At 44.6% G+C, this 21,917-nt stretch carries 17 protein-coding genes; 8 read left to right on the top strand and 9 right to left on the bottom strand.

Annotated elements, in window-relative coordinates:
- The first annotated feature begins 26 nt into the window (after positions 1-26).
- Complete coding sequence (locus V144x_RS01790; RefSeq protein ID WP_144980516.1) at positions 27-2,453, top strand: redoxin domain-containing protein; 2,427 nt, start codon at positions 27-29, stop codon at positions 2,451-2,453.
- A 61-nt stretch (positions 2,454-2,514) separates the two neighbouring features.
- Here the strand turns inward: V144x_RS01790 and V144x_RS01795 are convergent, their stop codons facing one another.
- Entirely contained in the window at positions 2,515-3,489 is a 975-nt protein-coding gene (locus tag V144x_RS01795; RefSeq protein ID WP_144980519.1) for an acyl-CoA desaturase, read from the bottom strand.
- Between the two features lie 367 nt (positions 3,490-3,856).
- Between V144x_RS01795 and V144x_RS01800 the strand changes: the two genes are divergently transcribed.
- The 3 genes from V144x_RS01800 to V144x_RS01810 all read left to right on the top strand — a co-directional run bounded on the left by V144x_RS01800 (position 3,857) and on the right by V144x_RS01810 (position 7,490).
- Positions 3,857-4,837, top strand: coding sequence for a hypothetical protein (locus V144x_RS01800; protein WP_144980522.1), 981 nt, complete (start codon positions 3,857-3,859; stop codon positions 4,835-4,837).
- A gap of 92 nt (positions 4,838-4,929) precedes the next feature.
- The gene (gntH, locus tag V144x_RS01805) at positions 4,930-6,381 is read left to right on the top strand and encodes a guanitoxin biosynthesis MBL fold metallo-hydrolase GntH (protein WP_144980525.1); all 1,452 of its coding nucleotides are present in this window, start codon (positions 4,930-4,932) and stop codon (positions 6,379-6,381) included.
- Positions 6,382-6,452: 71 nt separating this feature from the next.
- Positions 6,453-7,490 carry a CobW family GTP-binding protein gene (locus V144x_RS01810; RefSeq protein WP_144980528.1) on the top strand — a complete coding sequence of 346 codons (1,038 nt, stop codon included), beginning with the start codon at positions 6,453-6,455 and terminating at the stop codon, positions 7,488-7,490.
- Positions 7,491-7,531: 41 nt separating this feature from the next.
- On the opposite strand, the gene V144x_RS01815 is transcribed toward V144x_RS01810, so the two are convergent.
- Positions 7,532-9,103 carry a hypothetical protein gene (locus V144x_RS01815; RefSeq protein WP_144980531.1) on the bottom strand — a complete coding sequence of 524 codons (1,572 nt, stop codon included), beginning with the start codon at positions 9,101-9,103 and terminating at the stop codon, positions 7,532-7,534.
- 379 nt (positions 9,104-9,482) lie between these two features.
- On the opposite strand from V144x_RS01815, the gene V144x_RS01820 reads away from it, so the two are divergent.
- Positions 9,483-10,559 carry a class I SAM-dependent methyltransferase gene (locus V144x_RS01820; RefSeq protein WP_144980533.1) on the top strand — a complete coding sequence of 359 codons (1,077 nt, stop codon included), beginning with the start codon at positions 9,483-9,485 and terminating at the stop codon, positions 10,557-10,559.
- A gap of 19 nt (positions 10,560-10,578) precedes the next feature.
- Here the strand turns inward: V144x_RS01820 and V144x_RS01825 are convergent, their stop codons facing one another.
- The 6 genes from V144x_RS01825 to V144x_RS01850 form a co-directional block, all read right to left on the bottom strand.
- A complete protein-coding gene (locus V144x_RS01825; protein WP_144980535.1) occupies positions 10,579-10,968 on the bottom strand; it encodes a hypothetical protein in 390 nt (129 codons plus the stop codon).
- Between the two features lie 17 nt (positions 10,969-10,985).
- Entirely contained in the window at positions 10,986-12,536 is a 1,551-nt protein-coding gene (locus V144x_RS01830) for a HEAT repeat domain-containing protein (RefSeq protein WP_197998719.1), read from the bottom strand.
- Between the two features lie 315 nt (positions 12,537-12,851).
- Entirely contained in the window at positions 12,852-13,688 is an 837-nt protein-coding gene (locus tag V144x_RS01835) for a sugar phosphate isomerase/epimerase family protein (protein WP_144980539.1), read from the bottom strand.
- A gap of 90 nt (positions 13,689-13,778) precedes the next feature.
- Entirely contained in the window at positions 13,779-14,438 is a 660-nt protein-coding gene (locus tag V144x_RS01840) for a 3-keto-disaccharide hydrolase (RefSeq protein WP_144980541.1), read from the bottom strand.
- Between the two features lie 164 nt (positions 14,439-14,602).
- A complete protein-coding gene (locus V144x_RS01845; RefSeq protein WP_144980543.1) occupies positions 14,603-16,483 on the bottom strand; it encodes a vWA domain-containing protein in 1,881 nt (626 codons plus the stop codon).
- 201 nt (positions 16,484-16,684) lie between these two features.
- Positions 16,685-18,613 carry a vWA domain-containing protein gene (locus V144x_RS01850; protein WP_144980546.1) on the bottom strand — a complete coding sequence of 643 codons (1,929 nt, stop codon included), beginning with the start codon at positions 18,611-18,613 and terminating at the stop codon, positions 16,685-16,687.
- 431 nt (positions 18,614-19,044) lie between these two features.
- On the opposite strand from V144x_RS01850, the gene V144x_RS01855 reads away from it, so the two are divergent.
- Entirely contained in the window at positions 19,045-19,620 is a 576-nt protein-coding gene (locus V144x_RS01855) for a DUF456 domain-containing protein (RefSeq protein WP_144980549.1), read from the top strand.
- 10 nt (positions 19,621-19,630) lie between these two features.
- Here the strand turns inward: V144x_RS01855 and V144x_RS01860 are convergent, their stop codons facing one another.
- On the bottom strand, positions 19,631-19,831 hold the full coding sequence (locus V144x_RS01860; RefSeq protein WP_144980552.1) for a hypothetical protein: 201 nt from the start codon (positions 19,829-19,831) through the stop codon (positions 19,631-19,633).
- Between the two features lie 926 nt (positions 19,832-20,757).
- Between V144x_RS01860 and V144x_RS01865 the strand changes: the two genes are divergently transcribed.
- Together V144x_RS01865 and V144x_RS01870 are read left to right on the top strand one after the other, a co-directional pair.
- The gene (locus V144x_RS01865) at positions 20,758-21,294 is read left to right on the top strand and encodes an HD domain-containing protein (protein WP_144980555.1); all 537 of its coding nucleotides are present in this window, start codon (positions 20,758-20,760) and stop codon (positions 21,292-21,294) included.
- A 149-nt stretch (positions 21,295-21,443) separates the two neighbouring features.
- Positions 21,444-21,881 carry a carboxypeptidase regulatory-like domain-containing protein gene (locus V144x_RS01870; protein ID WP_144980558.1) on the top strand — a complete coding sequence of 146 codons (438 nt, stop codon included), beginning with the start codon at positions 21,444-21,446 and terminating at the stop codon, positions 21,879-21,881.
- Positions 21,882-21,917 lie beyond the last annotated feature (36 nt).

Here is a 21,917-nt window from a genome sequence, read left to right on the forward strand (position 1 = left end):
CCTCTAACTCTAAAGCGTTAATGACTATGTTAAATAAGCTTCCTCCCACTTTGGTTCACAATCAAAAATACTTTGCTTTGGTAGTCACATTACTGTTTTGTATCCCCTGTTCAATTGCCTGGAGTGCCGACAAAGCAGAAGCGACGGATAATAAAAAAGAAACAGAAGAAGTTCTGGCCGGTCATTCCTATCACGGGGAAGTTTTTAACGAAGGCCCCCGTCGTAAGGCTTACATCATGGGAGGGACTGGCGATGTGCACTTTGATGTGACGGTCAAGAACCCTGAGGCTCAGAAATTTCTTGACCAGGGATTAGGACAATTGCACGGTTTCTGGTATCTGGAAGCAGAACGTTCATTCCGACATGCTGCTTCCTTAGACCCTGATTGCGCCATGGCCTTTTGGGGGGCTGCCATGTGTAACCTGAAGAATTCAAAACGGGCCAAAGGATTTATTGAAGAAGCAAACAAACGTATTGATAAAGCGAGCCCACGGGAAAAATTATATATCAAAGCCCTCGAAGCCTATATCAAAGCCGACAAGAAAAAATCCAAACAACGGAATGAGGCGTATACCAAAGCGATGGAAAACCTGATTCTGGAATATCCGGATGATCTGGAAGCCAAGGCATTTCTGGCAGTTCATCTTTATAACACACGTTCTTCCAGTACAAGTTATATCGCAGCAGAGGCTTTACTGCAAGATATTTTTGACGTCAATCCGATGCATCCCACACATCATTATCGCATTCATCTCTGGGATTATCGGAAGCCAGAAAAGGCTCTCACTTCAGCAGCACGTTGCGGACAGTCTGCTCCCAGCATTGCCCACATGTGGCATATGCCGGGACATATCTATTCCCGACTCAAACGATATGAAGATGCCGTCTGGCAACAGGAAGCATCAGCTCGCGTGGATCATGCCCATATGATGCGCGATAGGGTCATGCCCGACCAGATTCATAATTATGCTCATAACAATGAATGGTTGATCCGCAATTTGATTTTTCTGGGCCGTGTTCATCCTGCTATTCAATTGGCGAAGAACATGATCGATCTACCACAGCACCCAAAATACAACACACTCAAAAAGCGGGGTAGCGCTAAGTACGGACGCATGCGTTTGTTCCAAGTACTAAGAACTTTTGAATTATGGGATGAACTGATTCATTTGAGTGATACGCATTATCTGGCTCCCACAGATCTGGAAGAAGAGCAGAACAAACGCCTGCGTTACCTGGGACTGGCTTACTACCAGATGAAAAAAGTCAAAGAAGGTGACGCCCAATTGGCAGAGTTACAGAAACGACTGGATACACTGAAAAAAGATCAGAAACAGGCCGAACAAGCCGCAGAGAAAAAAGCCAGGGCTGCTCTCATCAAAGGGCCCATTGTCGCACTGAAACCAGGCCAGTCTAAAGTGAGCAAATCAACAAAAGTTGATAAATCAATCAAAACCGCGATTGAAAAAGCGAGCAAACCCTTTCTATCGAAAATCAAAAGACGGGAAGGAAACATTAATGCCCTCAAAGGTCATCAGGCAATCGCCAAAGGTGATTTTAAACTCGGTCACAAACTATTGAAAAAAGCGGGCGGTGTGGATGAAGTTTATTTGATCTCTGTGTTATGGAAGTCGGGTGAACAGGAAAAAGCAGAAAAAGCACTGCGAAAGCTGATTGACTCTCACAAAAACGAAGTTCAACCTCAAGCGGTACTCGTTGATTTATTATGGCAATCAGGGAAGAAAGAAGCTGCGAAACAGGAGTTTAGAAAGTTAACGACGAAGTTAACGTCGATTGATCAGCTAGCGAAGAATTTGGCATTATTCAATCTGAAATCTTTCCTCTACGAGCGTTTAGCACTCATCAAGAAAGACCTGGGTCTTAAAGAAGACAGGGGAAGTAAGAAAAAGATTGCTACCGATGTAGGAGATCGACCTGACCTGAAAACGCTAGGCCCTTTTCGCTGGAAACCTTCGCTGGCTCCTTCCTGGAAACTGCAAGATGCCACTGGGAAAATACGTAGCTCAGATGAGTTTCGCGGCAAACCACATGTCTTGATTTTTTATCTTGGATATAGTTGTTTGCATTGTGCCGAACAGTTGCAGGCATTTGCACCGATGGTAGAGGAGTTCAAAAAAGCGGGCATTCCTCTCATGGCGATTAGTACCGATAAATTAGACGGATTGAAAACATCAATCAAGAATTATGATAAAGGCGATCTCCCCATCCCGCTGTTCTCAGATGCGAAGCTCGAAGTTTTCAAAGCCTTCCATGCCTATGATGACTTCGAAAAGCAACCCTTGCATGGCACATTCATCATAGACCACTCTGGCAATGTGCTTTGGCATGACATCAGTTACGACCCCTTCATGGATCCCAGGTTTGTCCTCAAAGAAGCTCAACGATTGCAACCAAAAAATCATCGCCCCGGATTTCAGTTGGATATCTTTTGAAAGTCAGAATAACGGTATGAAATACTTTATTGTATGAGACCGTAGCAGGTGGGTGATTAGATTACCGTCGAATGGTTAGATGCTCACGCGCAAATTGTGGCTTTTTGATGATTGACTCCTGGTCGTTAGGCGGTGGTGTCTTGACGACTTTCCAGGCCAGCCCCAGTTTTTCGAGTGTCAGAATTGCATAGTATGTCATATCGAGCTCCCACCACTGATGACCGTTCTTCGCCATGCGTTGATACTTGTGGTGGTTATTATGCCAGCCTTCTCCATACGTAAGTAAAGCGACCCACCACAGATTCCGGCTGTCATCGGTCGTTTCATAATTACGATAGCCCCAGATGTGCGTAGCAGAATTCACAAACCAGGTGGCATGTAACACATAAAACAAGCGTACAAACATGCCATAGACGACCATGCTGATCGCAGTCTCTGATCCACCTACTGCGTAACCAATGCCATACAGAAGCGCACCGAAGCCAATATGCCAGAATAGAAATGTTTTCTGCAAGAAACGCATAAAAGGGTCTTTGAGCAGATCGGGGGCGAAGCGTTCATGTGTCGCCGTGACTTCTTCAGCACTATGATGCGGAACCAGCCAGAGTATATGACTCCACCAACGTCCCTCGCGTGGCGAATGCGGGTCTTCAGGTTGATCACTATGCAGATGATGTTTACGGTGATTGGCCACCCATTGAATCGGCGGTCCCTGCCCTGCCAGCAAACCAATCAAACCAATCAGTCGAAACAGAGTGGGATAGGTCTGAAAACTACCATGTGTTAACAACCGATGGTAACCCATACAAATCCCAATGCCACCGGTCAACCAACCCAGAAACAGACACGTGAACAATCCGGTCCAGGTAAAATAAAAAGGAGCCGCCAACAATCCTAAATGAATCATCACCACCCAGCCGATCGTTGCCCAATCCCACGCTGAATATTTGCCTGGTTGCACCGACTCGGTAGATTCATTCTTAAGGTTTGCATCGTCAGTTTCAACGAGGGGAGCTGCTGTCTGCTGTGAATTCATTGAGTAGGGCCGATGCTTCCAGTGTGTGGGGAGAATAAAAAACCGGCAGATTCTAGGGGGTTTGGCTGGTTGTGTCTATAGAGATGGGGAATTTGGCAGGGGATCAGTAATTCGGAACTTTATAACAATTGAAACGCAGTTTTCATAAGTTTACGGGCGTTCTCTTTGCAAACTGAAAAAATTGAGATTACCGATACAGCTTTAATTCGTCTTACTCTTTTGATTACCGGCTTTGTTCTGATTACCGGCTTTGTTCAGTGTCAAAACGGATGTTTGTGGCCACAAAATTGTGGATGTTTCTCAGGAATCTGATGTAAACTATGTGTTGATCGAATTTGTTTGATACATCGCGAAGGAAGGTGCTCTGATGTTGCGAAAATTTTATTCTGCTCTATTCTCAATTCTCATCATCACATTTGGTTTGACAGTTACGCAAGCAGAAGTTGCCGTTCCTAACGCACGAAAACCGGCAAATGAAGAGGAATTGAAATATTGGCTGGAGAACATGGTCGTGTTCCATCACTTCACAGTGGATGAAATTCAGCAGGCAACTGGCTTGGATCAGTCAGACATCAATGCTGCTATCAAACGGTTTGATTTAAAACCTCATGCTAATACGGAGCAAAATCCTAAAACGCCTTTACTCGTCAAACCATATCCCGGTGGGCGGCATCCGCGGATTGGGTTTCTAGAAGGGGCCATCGACCCGCAACGGGAAACCAAGATTTCAGTTTTTACGCCTTGGGATCAGCATAGTTATGTTGTGCTGGACATTCCTGAAGCGATCTGGTCGAACCTGGGGCTCACTTATCTGGCGCATACACATGTGCCGACCATCTGGTCGAAGCAAAACATTGCGATGAAACCTCTGGAATGGAAACGACACGATAGTGGCACACTTTCAATGACCCGTAAGCTGCCCAATGGAATTGAATTTACGACCGTTGTTGTGCCTCGTCAGGATGCGGTTCTGATGGATATGTTGCTAAAGAATGGAACTGATCAGCCACTGACAAAACTGCGTGTGCAAAATTGTGCCATGTTGAAAATGGCAAAAGGTTTCGCGCAGCAGAGCAATGACAATAAATTGTTTCGTGCGCCTTATGCTGCCTGCCGGTCCGAAACGGGTAACCATTGGATGATTATGGCCTGGAGTCCCTGCTTTAAACCCTGGGGCAATCAGAAATGTCCCTGCCTGCACTCCGATCCGATCTTTCCCGATTGTGCTCCCGGAGAAACCACGCGTGTGAAGGGCTGGTTTTCGTTTTACACGGGAACCGACATCGAAGGAGAGCTCAAGCGAATCGATGAACTCGGCTGGCAAAACATACCAATGAAAAGCCCTTAACAGCCCTGCTTCACAATGAGCTTCAAGTCTGATAGCATGTCAGACACATTTTTGAATGAATTCAAACCTACTCTGACTTTGAGGAGTTTACCTTGCCTAAAGACGATCAAAAACAAAGTGTGCCAGAACCAAATGAGCAAGGTCGACGCGACTTCTTAAAGGGAAGTGCTGCAGCCGTCGGTGCAGGCTTGGCCGCAGCCGCCGTAACTGGTGTCTCGGAAGCGGCTGACAGTGATTGTGAAATGAAGAACCCGTATGGCCCCCGTCCTGGTGGTGGCATTAGTCTGCCTGACTATTACAAGCCCTGGCCAGCAATTAAGAACCGCAATGTTTATATGCCCGGTACGGAAATTCTTCCCAAAAACGAGATGCGTATTTCGTTCCTGGGTAGTACGCCTTGGCCACCAACCAGACTACAGTCAGGCACTTCCATTTTGGTAGAACTTGGGAATGGAGAGTCTCAACCGCGACGGTTCTTCTTCGATTTAGGCAATGGCAGTATCTCGAACGCAATCGCCATGCAGGTTCCCGCACCGTTGATTAACGATATCTTCATTAGTCATTTGCATGCGGACCATTATGCAGATCTGCCTTATATGTATCCTTTCCGGGCATTTTCCGGTGGCTTTACTCCTTTACGAGTCTATGGTCCCTCTGGAAGAACGCCTGAGTTAGGAACCAGCCATATGATCAAGCACATGAAAGAGATGAACCGTTGGCATGAGGAAAACTTTAACGCCTGTCCGATTGGTGATGGCATGGATATTGAAGTGACCGAATTCGACTGGAAAGAAGAAAACGGCATCTGTTACAACAAAGACGGTGTGGTGGTTCGTCATTGGCCGCGTTCACATGTTAAAGATGGAGCGTCTGCGTACCGACTGGATTGGGAAGATGCGGGTCTTTCGTTTGTTTGGACTGGTGATGGTCGACCCGACGAACTGTCGGCCAAGTATGGTAAGGGAGTCGACGTATTTGTATCTGAAGGTACGATCGATGTTCCTTCCCTTTCCTCGATGAAATTAGGCGCACCTGCGGAACTGTGGGAATATACCATCGATATCTATCACACAATGTATTATGCCGCTGGTTATCTCTTCAAACAGACGCAGCCGCGAATGGCCGCCATCTGCCATTACGAATATGCCGGCCCCGCACTCGAAGCTGAATCGACGGCAGAGGTGCGATCCAACTGGGATGGTCTGTTTATGTTCGGCGGTCCCGATGTGCAGGTTATCAACGTCACTAAGGACGCCATCTGGTCGCGCGAGGCGCTGCTACCTGACGGTGCGGCACCCGCGTCTATGGACCCACGCTGGTTTCTTAAACCGGGTGAGAAGCTTCCCAAAGAAATTAAACTTCCCACACCAACGATGCCACGCGAAGTGCAGCAGGAACAATTTGTGCGGGATCTGGAAATTGACCCCAAAAAATACTATCCACCCGATGCCTATCGTAAGCCGGTCCAGAAATGGCCTGGTGTCACTCTGAATCCTCGCGAGATGCTTGAAGCACGTGGAATCAAAGTCGACGATAATAAGTAGAGTTCTGTAATGACAACGGACACGTTACGAATTCATTTCTGACATGTTTCTTTTACCATTCAGAGATTAATATGAACGAAGATTCTGTTCCGATACTTGCTCCTGCTCCTAGAACCAAACCCATTGTTATCCCGGGACGTGCGCCCGTTCCCGTAACATTATTAACTGGGTTTCTAGGTGCCGGAAAAACAACATTATTGAATCGTATTCTGAATGGTGAGCATGGTTTACGAGTCGGAGTGTTGGTGAATGACTTCGGTGCAATCAATATCGACGCAGAGCTTGTGGAGGGAGTCGAGGAAAATACGATCAACCTCACCAACGGCTGTGTATGTTGCGAAATCCGTGATGACCTTGTCAACTCGCTGGAACAACTTCTCACACGCGAAGATGTCATCGATTACGTAATTCTTGAAGCAAGTGGAGTCGCCGATCCAGAAGGAATCGTGATGACCTTTCTGGATCAACGGTATGAAAAGTTACTGCGTCTGGACAGCATTACCTGTATCGTCGATGCCGAAGCGATATTTACGCATGCTGATAACGATGATCTTTCTGCACTCAAGCTGCGTCAGATTGGCTTTGCTGATATGGTAGTTCTCAACAAAGTCGATCTCGTCGGACCTGAGCATATTGAAGTTATCGGAGAGTGGATTGGCCAACATCTGAACCGCATACGAATTGTGAACGCCGTTCGTTGTGAAGTTCCTCTAGAAATTTTATTGGCTGTTGGGCGCTTTGATCCTGCACATTTAAAATCACAGAAGCAAAGTCTCGATACGAAAGGTGATCGGCAGAAACATGATGCCGCCAGTCAAATGTTTGAAACGTGGAGTTTTGAATCCGACCAACCATTCTCACTGGAAGCTTTGCGGGAGATGGTACGACGGGAATTACCGGCTTCCGTTTATCGTTGCAAAGGCATTGTTTATATCAGCGATTCTCGCGACAAGCGATTTGCCTTGCAGGCTGTGGGGCGTCGTACTGAGCTATCTGAGTTAGGTGTTTGGGGCAAAGCCACACCACGCACTCAGATTGTTGCCATTGGTTCGTTGATTAATGCTGAAGATTTAAACCAAAAATTTGAAGCATGTCTTGTGCAGGAATAGATATATTTTAAGCGAGGACAGCCAAAGCTCAGCATCACTACTTATTTTTCGCAAACATTAAAATTAATGTATTGAAAGCGGGAACGCGCTGTATCTGTGAGAGGAATCGGCTCCTTGATTCCAATATCGCACCATTTCAATTCTGTCAGGCGGGGCATTGTTGCAAGTAGGCTCAATCGCTTATCAGTGAGTGTGGTTGGATTGTTGATTTCAATCTGTTTTACATTCGACAACCAGGGCAATAGGTGCCCGGCCTCTTGACCAAATTCAAGAGAATCCACCGTCAATTTTCTAAGACTTGGCATCTGAGCCAGTTCCAACAGCGTTGCCTGATTCAGGTTTAGGTTTTTGCAATAAAAACTTTCGAGATATCTAAGCCTGGTCAGTGGTTGCAAGGCTTCTGGATCTGGCAAAAAGATTGGTACGAAAAATGTCTCCAGATGGGGAAAGCGGGCCAATTGACTTAAAGCAGTACGTGCCTCATCGCCCTTTAAAAAATTCTCTCCGCCAGACCAACCAATCGACAACGATTTCATATGTGGATGATGTTTCGATAATTGTTCAAGCAGGTAGCTTGTGTCAGACAGACTTCCAGAGGGGAAATGAAGTTCTTCCAGATTTGGTGCCAGTGCTAATGCATTTGCCAATTCTTTGCGAGGGAATACTCCATAGATTTTCCACTTCTGAAGTTTTTTATGATCTCCTTTTTTCAAGAAATCGACCATGATTTTTCGTGTCACAGATCCACAGTCGACTTCCAGATCGACTAAATTTTTACATGCTGCCAGCTTTTTCCAAAAAGAGGCTGCACTTTGAGGATCAAGCGAAACAATGAGTTTGAGATTTTGCAACTCAGGTAATTCAGTGACTTTTTCCACTGTCTTTGATGAGATTTTTTGAGTTCCGAAAGTAGTATGCAGACGGCGTAATTTCTTGTTTTGCACGATCTGATTAAACCCTGCATCATTCAGAGAAGATCGTAATATCTCAAGGTTTGTCAAATTTGGTAGGGTTCGAAGCGCGGCACAACCTCTTTCATTGATACGGCAATAAGAAAACTTGATGCCGCCCAAATTGGTAATGTCAGCTAGTGCTTCAATACATTCACCCAACTCAGGATTCGATTGATCCCGTGTCCCATAAAACCAAATTCTTACAGGGAAAGGTATCTGATTGATCAGAGGGATTGCCTTTTTAAGAACTTCCGAATGTTGATAGACTTTTTTCCCCTTAACAACTTTGTAAGGGTTGCCTACCCAGATGGCGAATGTCTCTTCGTCATAGGGAAAACGAATTGACAATTTTGAATTTTCCAATTGCTGGTAAATATCATCCAAAGCAGGATCAAGCCAGGGGGTTGCTGCTTGTTGTGCTTGTTGAGGGATACCATTGGCAATGCCAGGGACACGGCTCGCAAGAATCAGATTGATATCAATCAGTTGCTGCTCTTGCTCTTTTAAGGCTGAATCGGGTTGAAGCTCAGAGAGTGATGAGATCGTCGTTTTTTTCTCGGCGATGGCGTTGTTTGATTTCTCGGTATTCACCAGAAAAGTACCGATACCCGCCAATGCAATTACCACGACAGCAGTAGGGAGAATTAATTGACGAAACATAGAGACACTCCAACCTAACTTTATCTGTTTCCCGTTACAGGCACCAGACTATGATCACCGTTTTGACGAATTGGTTATCTCATAGTCATTCGGTTAACACCGAGAAATGTTCGATATTTCATTGTAGAGAACAGAACAGTTGTTGTCCGCTTTGAGATCCAAAAAAATCAGGGCTACTATTTTAATGGTGTGCAATTATTCATATATCTCGTTTCGAAAAAACAACTTATGGCGTGTACATATTTTACAGTCCGGTTCTCAGAACAAAGCTTGGTTTATTTTACCTATTTTTTCAAATGAACGGTAACACTCTCATTTCTTCTACGCTTGGTGAATTAGCTGGTAATAAATCAACTTTTAAAAAAGGAGCGAGTTTTAGATGACGATTGCATGCCATTTTACAATGGACTTAGAACGTACGAAGCAATTTGAGCAAACACTTCAACAGATCATCAATCAGAGTAGCTTGTCTTTGATGATTTCGGTTGGTCATCGTACCGGGCTCTTTGACACATTGGAGGGTATGGAGACAGCCACGCGTCAGGAGATCGCAGATGGAGCCGGGTTATTCGAACATTATGTTGGCGCCTGGTTAACGACTATGGTGGCAGGGGGCATTGTAGAATACGATTCGATGTTTAAAACCTATCGGTTGCCGCCAGAACATGCCTTTTGGTTAACGCAATCTGCAGATTCAAAAAACTATATGGCTAACATGCAATGGTTTTCAATCTTCAGCAAGCTGGAAGATGAGATCGTAAAATCTTTTCGCGAAGGAGATCGCATACCTCATTCACTATTTGCGAGCTTGCAGTCAGAAATAGACGAGGAACAATCTAAATCGGCTATCAACGGATTGTTTAAACATGTACTCCCATTGGTCCCTAATCTGATCATGCAGCTTTGTGAAGGACTTGACGTGTTGGAACTCGACTGCGGCAGTGGATCGACATTGATGGAACTGGCAGTTATGTTTCCAAAGAGCCGATTCGTGGGGTACGATCATTCCGAAGAGTTGATCGAAAATGCAAATCGAGTGGCGAACGAACGAAATATTGAGAATATCACTTTCATCAATCGGGATATCTCACAGATCCATGCAATTAACTCATTTGATCTGATTACAGCATTTGATGTATTACACTATCAGGAGTATCCTTTTCAGGTTTTGGATGAAGCCTTTGCTGCATTACGGCCGGGGGGAATTGTATTAATTCAGGATATTGCGACTCCAAGTAACCTCGATCAAATTCAGAATATCCCAATGGCCCTACATCGATATGCCATTTCCAGTATGCGTTGGATGGCAACTTCCAGAGAAAAAGACAGTATTGGATGGGAAAAAGAAATGACGTGCCAAACACTCGAAGATATTGGCTTTGCAGGCATCGAAGTTCACGAACTACCACATGATCTTATGAACCATTATTATGTGGCCGAAAAGCCTAACGCTTAATATTGTTACTTTTAAATTCTTAAAACAGTCTCTCAGCAAGCGTTTCATAATACTTTCGATCGGAGCCTGCTTCACCAATATAATCATTGAGAATGCCAGGGTCGATAAATATCATTGCTGGTTGATCAGCATAGTTTTCAGAAGCCACTTTGAACAAAGAGTTCGTATCAGTACGATTCAATCGGTGAGTCTTACATAGATCATAAAACAATCCTTGAGGCGTATCGGCAGTTGCTTTACGTTGTAACTGAATCTTTTCCCATAAAAAAAGAGCAAGCCAGACTACTCCAACAACAATGGCTATGGAAATAAATAACCAGTTTTCCTGTAACATTCCTCGATTCCGGAATGCCCGTGAAACTTCATCGGTATGACCTGCCGCTAGAATAGAAACGAATTCAATCATCATTCAATATTACCATTTGATTATTGAGTGGGTTGTTCTGTGTTCTTTTTTGACCTTAGTCCCTTAATCGCGATTTCCCTAATACGTGAGTTATCATCTGTGATTAAAGGGATTAAAGCTTGCTTGGCCGCGGGGCTTCCCAGTGTTGACAAAATTTCGGCGCTGGTTCTACGAACCAGGTCATCGGTGTCTTCCACCAGCGCAGCAAGTGCAGGAATAACCTGGTCATGCAATTCTAAGATTTGTACACAACGCGCTGCCTGAATTCGTCGTTTTCTTAAAGGGTGTGCAAGAGCGCGACTGAATTCTCGTGTACATTGGGGGTTCAGCTTCTGCAACAACTTACCAACAGCAGAACAGATATGGGTATTAAACTCCTCAAAATGCTCTAACACATATTCTACATCAAAACTGCCAAGTTCTTGCCGGGCTGCTTCTCTTACCTCTTCCAATGGGCTGTCTAGTTTCGTAATCAACAAATTTATCGCATCGGGAACATGTTGCGTGCGTAATTGGCATGTGGCCCATGCCTGTTGAACCGGGTCTTCCGACTCAAGACTTTCTAACACCATTTCGGTCACTTCTGAAGAATCAAGATTTCTCAAGATCCCGATCGCAGCTTCTTTAGCTTCGGGAGTACCGTTTTGTAACATCCATTTTTGAGCCTGTTTTTTGCTGGCCACATCCAAATCGAGTAGACTGATTAACCTGATCACAGCGGGTTGAAGGTTGCTTGGTATTTTCCAGAATTCCTGTTTGTCCGCTCTCAACCAGTTAATTGTCCGAATTTGCTTGAAGTTCGTATGTTGTAGCTCTGAAGGTTGTTCTGGAAGCCAGCGCAATAAATGCGCGATAAATTCCGGGTCCTCTCGCTCGGAGACAGCTTCTAATGCTTTAGGATTTGGATAATTCACTTCAGTGAAATCACAAATTAACTGCATCACACCGATGTGCTTGCTATCTTTCAAAACCTTTTCTACAAGACGTTTCGTTTCGGTATTGGAATGCCACAATACTTTTCTGATTGCTGAATCATTTACATCACCCAGAATGAGCAGACTTTCGACAATCTCTTCAGGCCGGTCGAATTCCTGAAAATTTTCAGCTGCTAATAATAGTGCATTCAAATTCTCCCTTCTTATATTCTGTGCATTTCTCAGAAATGAACGGGGATAAATTGAATCTGCAGAAGTGTCTAGAAAATATTCATACAATTTACTAACCAGAGAACGCAGAGTCTGTGTCGTCAAATCTGGTTGATGATTAATCAGGCGTTTGTTCTCAAGCAATGAAACCAGCGCTGGAATTTGTCTGAAGTCATTTGTACTCCGTACAAATGACAATCCACAATACTGAAGTTCGCGATTTCCATGCAGCAAACATTGTTTAATGGCAGCCTCGAGTGCATCAGATTGTGATTCCAGCAATTTTCGAATGTCTGGAGTAAGAGTGGCACACCGACGAATGACCTCCACTAGTCCACGTGTGCTTTGTTGTTCAAGCAACGCAGCAACTGCCAACTCTCTGATAGATTGAGCTTCAACGTCCAAAGCCAGAATTAATGCGTTCATAGCATGAGAATTTCTGCTTTGTGCCAGTAAATCAAACGTTTTAGAAATCGAAGATGTCATGTTGACTGAAGACTGAAAGAGAGTGAGAAGATCAACAGAAATCTATCTGCTTTATGCCGGAGTTCCCTTTTGCAAAAGCGTCAAACCAACAGAAGTTCTGTTATTTTCGCGGCTCTTCTTTTTATCGTAAGCCAACGTCACGTGACTGAAGAAAGACTGATTTAATAGACATAATCCCTATAATCAGCACAACGCAGAACACGCAAAGAGACTCTACTGGCAGGTTAAGACTTCTTGCATCTTTGTTCTTTGGGTTCAATGCGTTTCTAATAAATTTCGAAGGAAACAGAACGATTCTTTAACAACATCAGGCGCAATATAGCTATGTCGGCTTAATTCCACCTGAATCCCTCCAGTGTAATTGATGTCTCGTAAACCAGAGACGACATCAACAAAATCGATTTCTCCTTCACCAAAGCGTAAATGATCGTGAATTCCAAAGATCATATCTTCAATGTGGATATTGAAAATTCGATCTGCCCAAGGATTGAGATGTTGGCTAATGGGCGTTTCACCCATGCACTGTAAATGTCCGATGTCGACCGTCAAGCCAAAACACTCATGATCGACGAGCCTTGTCAACTCTTTAAAATCGTTCAGCGTTTCGATCAACATTCCCGGTTCGGGTTCAAAAGCAAGTCTGACTTGTTTTTTGGCCGCGTACTCTATTACCTCCTGGCACCCCTCTGCCAGAAGTCCTAGAGCGGCTTCACGAGAAATTTTTTCTTTTAGTTGACCTGCCCAGAAGGAGACTGCGTCAGACTTCAAAAAAGCAGCCTGATCGATACAGCGTTTTAAAAAATCGATGCGTCTCGCACGCTCTTCAGGTGCAGCACTCAGCAAAGTGGGCTCATGCTTTGCGCGTGGATTCAATAAAAAACGGGCACCTGTCTCAATCACAGAAGAAAGTTGATATTGTTTCAGCAGCGTCTGCATTTCCTGTAACTGCTCTGGAAGATCTGCTGCAAACGGATTGAGAGTATAATGATCGACTGTGATGGCGACAGATTCATATCCAGTCTCAGCAATCAGCCGAATGGCGTCATCCCAGCGATGGAAGGCCAGACCATTAGTATTGTATCCCAGTTTCACTTTACGCTTCTTTAATCAACCAAAATTGAAGAAAAAAGCCCTCGTGTTATCCGAGGGCTCAAAAATAGTATCAGGTAACTGCCAATGGTTTTAGTCAGCCAATGGTTTGACACGAATGTTTTTGTAATAAACGACACTTTTGGGATCGTGCGCCTGTAACGCAAATTTGCCTTTCTCTCCCAGAGAAGGATAACCGGTTGCGCCTTCGGGCTCAGTATAGTCGACCACAGTTTCTCCATTAATTTTAACAACTACATGCCGACCTTTGACGATGATGTGTTGCGTCCACCATTCATTATCTTTCGCGGGCGTTTTAAACAGTTTTACACGATTATAAATACTGCCAGTCTTCACGGGGTCTTTGTGTGTGACATTCACTTGTGATTCATAGCCCTGTTTAGGCCAGCCTTCTTCCTGGAATTTTGTATGGAAGAAAATGCCGGAGTTACTGCCTGGTGTTGTCATCACGTCTGCTTTGAATTCGAAGTTCTTGAACTCATCTTTCGTGAAGAGGTGTGAGCGTTTACCAGTCACCACAATTTTGCCATCCTCGACTTTCCAGGGGCCGTTCTCGGCAATTTCCCATCCTGTAAGATCTTTTCCATTAAACAGGCTAACCCAACCTTCTTCCGTTTCAGGTTTATTTTCACCGGAATGGGCAGCGCTACTTCCCAGAATGGAGGAGATCAGGAGAGCAGCCATCACTCCCGTGAAAGCATTTAAATAACTGTGATCGCGGTGTATCTTCATCTTGTTGAAAACTCCTGAAGTTGAGTGTGGTATTTATACAAAGTGATTTCTTTCTATATCCTACGTAGCCATCGCATTGTATAAAAGCAAACAGGACACTTCCCTGAAAAAATTTCCAGAAGTGTCCTCGTTTGACTTTAGAACCTTAAGTAATTGCAGCTCAGTTATAATTTTGGAAGCTTAATCTCTTTGTCTTTACCAAATTTATCATATCGCGGGTCACGAAACGACTCTTTGAAAGACATTCCAAATCCCTGGTTTAATTCAAATTGCGCTCGCTGTGCCCAGGGAGTTGCTGCATGTTCTTTGATGACTTGCTTGTATTGTGCTTCTGCTTTCTTTAACTGCTGATTCAAATTTTCCACACTGACTTTAGTCAGCTTAACTTGTGCTGGATCGGGGGGCAGCATTTTCTTACCACGTACTACATGCCAGACGTTGCTTTCTTTTTTCTTAGGGGCAGGCATATTTTTGGCGTGCTGGTCCATCGCCAGACAAAACTGGAATAGACGCACTCGATACGCCAAGCATTGTGCCAGCGTTAAATCATAAGCGGCTCTCCAACGTTGTGATTTTTCCTGTGCACGCAAAGGTTTGATCGATTCCAGAATATCAACCGATTTCTGTAGCAACCCCATCGCACGAATCGCTTTTGGTACTTCTTTACTTCCAATATCATAGAAATCTTTCTTTTGAATCGGGTAGCTATGTTCTTTGATATTTAATTGATTATCTTTATGCGGATTGAGCGTGACGATCACTTTCCAGATACCTGTGCGAAACTTGCTTGCACTGCGGGCTGCGTCATAATCACGGCGGGAGAGTAACAAAGGCTGATATACTTTCGTGTCCTGAAATCGGAAGCGACGCGCCAAACTCTTACCCGCTCCTGCCAGGTTTTTTTCTTTTCCAGGCAAGACAAAGAAAATTCCCCCAGTTTCACGAGCAATTCGCATCTGTTCATAAGGACCAAAACCAGCTGAAAAGCTATCCCAGCGTCTGTGTAAACCATCGTACTGCATTGCCTCAGGGAACGCAGTTTCCGGTCCGCGGTTCACATCAAGCCAATGTTTTAGTTTGTATTTGGGATCAATCCAAACTTGACGTGCATAAGGATACCCAAAAACCGATTCTCGTCCCAAAATATAAATCGGAGCGTCGGCACGCTTAGCACGGGTAATGGCCTCTTCGACTTTATCACCATCGTCGCCTGATTCATCCGTCACAAGTATAATACATAGTCTACGATCTGTCTTTCTTGCCAGCACGGTATACTTGTCAATAGTAGCCGCAATTGCCTGGCACATATTCTCCAGTCCAGATGCATCAACCGGAATTTTTGTAATGGCTTCTTGAATCTTCTTCAAATCGGCTGTTGGCTTCTCAGTGTGTACACGCACCGTTTTACCAAAGCTCAGAATCGCAGTCAGCAAAGCCTGGTCGCGGGAGCGAGCCTTGGCGTCTTGTTTCGTAGCAATTCCCAACTCGGCATAAATCTTATTGAAATTGTCGTAGACTTCTTTCTGGTCGTCTCTCATGCTTTCTGATTCATCAAATAACCAGACCACCAGAGCCCTTTCATCACGCATAATACGGATCATTTCTTTCGAAATACGACTCATGGCTGGGCCGTATCCATCAACGACGGCTCCCACTTCACCGGTCACTTCGCCAACGCCAAGATCTTCACCTAAAATATCATCACCGGGTGCCGTGATCTCACCAGCACTGATTTTGATTTCAGGTTCTTTCAGGCTCTCTGACTTTTCAATCTTTTGTGAGGATATGGTAGGGGCAGTCGAGGCACCTACATTGGTCGAAACCGTTCCACCGGATGTGACACTCAGGTTTTCAGAAACGGTTAAATTTGTTTCCAGAACCTGTTCAAATTCTGCCTGGTCTCGTACATCATCAAAGATGGTCTCAATCGCGACTTCGGGCTGACTATCGGTAATCTGATGATGGATCATCGCCATACCCAGCAGAATCACCGCGTGTACGATCAAAGATGTGAAAAAAGCTGAATAGTCTCGCGCGTGAGCCATCAGTAAAATCCCCTTGTGCCTGCTTTTTTCTTGCTGAGCGATCTTATTTAGAAGACGCACCAGCTTCACATCAACAGACAAAAAAAGTTGATGTGATTCTTGATAAATTGATATGAATAACGGATCTGGAGAATGGACTCCTGATCATATTACTTTAATTGTTAATACTTAAAGCTATATAATAAAAGACAATTCTGACAGTCAGATTTTGAGTGGCTGGTTCCCTTTCACCCCTCGTTTTTTGAGCGCCTCGCGTCTCTTACGATCTTCTTCAGCAAAACGTGGGCTCTGTGTTCTGACTCGATTACCACTTGAGTCGAGATTTTGTTTGAATTCCTTCCAGGTCCAACCTAAAGGTGTGTTGAGCTCTTTGGCAGCCAGATAAGCCCAGGGAGTTCCAGGATGCTCATCAATGATGCCATTCAGGAGTGCATTGGCCTGCTTGGCAATTTTTCGTACAGAGGGACTGGAACGAACGTCTTTCGCAGCGACCAATTGCCAGGAATTATTGGCTTTATCTTTGAATGCTTTGGGGTTGCTTTTCATTTCAGCCAAAACTGTATTATAGCCATGTGTACGCACACGCATTGCCAATACCCGACCTAGCGCCAGGTCGTAATTGGCACGCCAGCGTGGTTCGGTAATTTTTTTACGATCATTCAAGCCTTGCTCAAGCATGACCTGTAATTCGTTTAAACCGTAATCCAGTTCTGAGACCGGTTTTTGAGCCGCCGTGATTGCCTGTCTGAGCACATTGTCATTGTTGGCTGGGAATCTCAAAGTGGGAATTGGCAGCCTGCGTTTTGTAGCTCGGGTCGCCATCGCAGTCCGCACCAACGACGCTTTCGCCATATTCATACGCACGCGTTTATCGTAATCACGGATCGAAATATAATCGGGGTGATAGTCTCGCATATCAGCCGATTCAAATTTGACCCCCTTCTCCGTTGTATCCTGGGTAATAAAGAAGATACCATTCGTTTCTGCACAGAGTCGTGTCAAACCATAAGGGCCGTAGCCGGAGGAAAGCTGACGAATGTCAGAAGTGTTCGTCCCCCAGAAAGGCAGTTTAATTCGCTCGGGCGCGAGTGTCTCTGGTCCAGTCTCAGATACAGCTGCTACAGTAACTCCAGGCTCAATTGGAAAATTAGGAATAATCACTTCACGTTGACCAAAGGGCGCTGCGTTGCCGACCACATAACACTTAATCCCATTTCGCTTGGCATCCTTGATCGCGATTTCCAGATTGTCTTCGGCGTCAGTTCCCGCCTCATCAGTCACAACAATGATCATCATGTTGCGACGACTTTGTCTTTTGTAGGCAAGCCAGCGTTTGGTCACCATATTGACAGCACCAAATACATTTTCGTCACCCGTGATATCTTCTTTAATCGAGCGAATTTTGGAAACCACTTCCTTCACATCACTCACAGGATCTTTTGTGATAATCTCGGTTTTGGCACCAAAGGCGGCTACGGCTGTTTTCAACGAGTTTTCGTCTTCAGTGGCTTCTAGGATTCCCAACTGCTTGTAGACATTTTCGAAGCGGTCTGCGATTTCATTGCGACGCTTGGTCACTGAGGGAGAAACATCAAACAACCAGACGACAAGTAATTTTTTCTCTTTGGCAGCAGCAGCAATTTCTAATGTCAAACGGTCAATGGCTCCTGCTACGCCGCCTGGACGGTCTGTTTCACCAGTGACTTCGACGGCCGCCGTCAACTCTTCCTTGGCAGGTTGAGTCAGTGCATCGTCAAAGACAGGTTCAGGCGTTTCAATATCGTTTTCGAGTTGGCTTTTTAGCGCTTCCTGCTGCTCTCGGGACGTTTCAGGAGCGGCGGCCATCGAAGGTGACAGCATTGTCGTATCACCGGCAGTTCCAACTACATCTTGAATCGTCGGGTCGAGTTTATAAATATCAGGACTGATTTCTTCGATGGAAGAAATGATCGCATTCTCTGAATCGAGCAATGTGATTCGTGTGATGCTTGCGAGAATAAACAAGATCACCAAATGCACGCCCAAACTGATAAACCAGGCAGGCACTTCTTTCATGTTCAACCAGCTTTGGGATTCAACGTCTACAATTTCCTCGACATGAACGTCCCTGGTAGGATTGACGATACTCACGACCTGCTCCTTGGATTAGACTGAAACAGCGACCATCTCAGCACTTACTTAAGTGTGTTAATGCCCTTGACAGTGGAAGTGATGTGAGAATGATCAATTCCCACACAAACATTAATCATCATGGATTATTATAAGAATCTTCGTCCATCAATGGCTCATCAAACTTAAAATTTTACCCCTGAATTCAGACAAATACAATCAATGTCTGCTCAGTCGATCATTTGATATGTTCAAAAGTACATATTCAGCACCGATATAAAGCACTTTCTATTAAATTAACCTCGATCAAAGGGCCAACATTCGTCTTTCTTTTTGCATTCCATAATATTTCATGGCGATTGACGAAGAACGATTACGAAACATACTGCAAATCAATAAACTTCTTACAATGCTCCTTCATTTACAAAGTTAAATTTTTCGGGTTGTTCCCTATGTCATTTGAATGGCTCTATGACTTGCTGCCAGTCACCTTCTATTACCTGATGGCAACACTCTTACTGTTGGCGAATATAACGGCATGGGTTTCGATTCTGTTTTTGGTGCCAGGAAACTGGATTGTTGTCTTTCTGTCTGCGTTGTTTTACGTCTTCATGCCAGTTCAGGAAAATAACGGGATTTCGCTGACTGTGTTACTCATTGCGATCGCACTCGCCGGTCTGGGCGAACTGGTTGAGATGCTCGGCGGTTCTGCGGGAGCTGCCAAAAAAGGAGCCAGCCGGCGGGCGATGATTCTTTCGTTGTTAGGTACATTTTTATGTAGCATACTAGGCGCTGGATTAGCCACACCCATTGTACCACCGTTGGGAACAATCATGGGAGCTATATTAGGAGGAAGCGTGGGGGCGTACATGGGTGCCTATCTGGGAGAGGTCTGGAAAGGGAATCAAGATGTCGACCGCCAGGAAATTGGAAGAGCGGCGTTCATCGGTCGGATTCTCGGTGTTGTTGGAAAAATGGCCATCGGCGTAATCATCATCGTTATGATCACTGTTGACTCTTTCATTTGATGGGTATCGATCAAGTAATACGGTTTGCACTCGAATTCTCATCAATCAATTTTTGACAATAACGAATCTGTTTGACTGACCAGCCAACGGTTCTCGCAGCAATACCAATTGTCAGTGGGACTCCAATCACGAAGCAGGCCATCACGAAAATCCGAAAAAACTCCCGATCGTTGAAATTACCAAAGTACTCCCAGATTGCATTCCAGTCCATTTTGATTCATCCTTATTAAAAAATTGAAGCCTGTGCTCTGAAGATTCGATCGGTTTCGTCGGTTCTTGAAATTATTTTACCAAAAGTGATACCGTAATAAAAAAATAATATGCGGTAGTCGTATCGCCGGTTCCAGTGAAGATATTGCACTTGACGCCAACGCGCCGTTCTCGAAACTCCCTGATTCTGCGTCGCGCGCGCGAGGTACGTTTTTCTGGTAACTGCACACGGCGCACCACCTCAGTTTGTGTATCCGAAAAAGCATGATTTTTTCCACATTTTCACCTGAAACACAAGAATCGGTTCCCCTTGTCTCGTATCGAGTCACTCCTTTTGAGCACACTTTCTGAAACCATAAACGAAACCAAACGGCAATTTTGTACCACATCTCAGACAAAACCGCGCAAATGTGTTTCTTGACCGTGACGTGCCGATAGGTATGATCAGACCCATACGACAAAGGAAGTCCTAGTTGAAATACAGGAATAATGAACATGACGAATCTCTCCCCTCAAGTGAAAGCAAAGCTCAGCAAGGAACGGCAAACAACACTCTACCGAATAGCGCTCACCATCCCTAGCTGAAAATGGAGAAGTGCATAAGCGCATTCGTCTAAAGAATAAGAATCATTACTGCCACGAAAGACACAAAACTCACAAAATTCTGTGAGCGACAGTGCGCTAGCAATCGGTAACACGAAAAACTAATGAAGGTTGTCTATTCGTAGTATTTTTATGTAAATTTAGAACATAAATTTTCAAGTATAAGATTTTCTAAGCTTACGAACACCCTTGTAGATAATCTCTAGAATGACAGCGAAATTACTCGATTTTCCGTAACAATTTTGATCCTCAATCAGTATGAGTTCGTATAATTTCAATCACTGCTCATGTTATATGATAATTTTAGTCGAGGTGTTTTGAGGAATGAATCGTGAAATTCAATTCGATCTTCTATGGTACCATGTAAAACAACGATCTCAGTGCAAATCGCATTGTTTTCATGGATTCGACCACTGGATGCGTGTGTTACGCAATGGACGAGTTCTTGCCTCACGAACCGGTGCGGACAATGATATTGTGGAACTATTTGCTTTGTTTCATGATTCCTGCCGCTGGTCGGATAGTACCGATCCGGGGCATGGTGCTCGTGGTGCCGAACTGGCTCGCCAGCTTCGAGGCGATCTCTACGAACTGAATGACGAAGATTTTGATCGGCTACACTATGCCTGTACGTGGCATCAAGATCAAGACTTCAGTGATGACCCTACAATTGGTACCTGTTGGGATGCAGACAGATTAGATTTGGGAAGAGTCGGAATCATTCCTGACCCTCAACTTTTGAACACAAAATTCGCGAAGCAACTGGCTTACGAAACCAACCTGGAAGAGGCTCTGGTCACTTATTACAACAACCTTTATGGTGCTTTTAACCCCCATTCTGAATCATCGCGTGAAAATTGAAATCAACTTTCAGGAGGGTTTACACTCAAGTTTATTTCCCTGAGAATACGTTTTGTCCCCTAAAAGATGCATTCCACGAGATGTCAGATCAAGACATTCACCTTGCAGCTGAGCAAACAAAAATTGACTATTTTAGATACAGGATCAACATGATTTTTCGAACGACTTCTTTTTTAAGACGAACCAGCTTGTTACTCACAATGATCGCAGTACTCCCAATTTTGACAGCTTGTTCCCCTACCCCGGAGGATCAACCTGAAGTAGGCTTTGTAACAGGGATTGTGGTGCTCGACGGCGAACCGGTTACGGGGGCTGTTGTCGATTTTGCTCCAGCAAGCGGACGGCCTTCCTCAGGTATAACGGACAAGGAAGGACGTTACGAGTTAGCCTACAATCCAACAACTAAGGGGGCTAAAATAGGGAAACATACTGTCAGAATTTCGACCCAGCGTTACATCGAAAATCCAGATGGCTCTACCAGCGAACAAACGGAAATCATTCCCGAAAAGTATAATGACCAATCTACACTGACCGTAGAAGTGAAGCCTGGAGAAAATGATTTTCCATTCTCCCTCGATAAAGAATGAATCCAGTCGGCAGAAATTTGACTGTGATCACCGCGC

The sequence above is a fragment of the Gimesia aquarii genome, from assembly GCF_007748195.1.
Lineage (GTDB): Bacteria > Planctomycetota > Planctomycetia > Planctomycetales > Planctomycetaceae > Gimesia > Gimesia aquarii.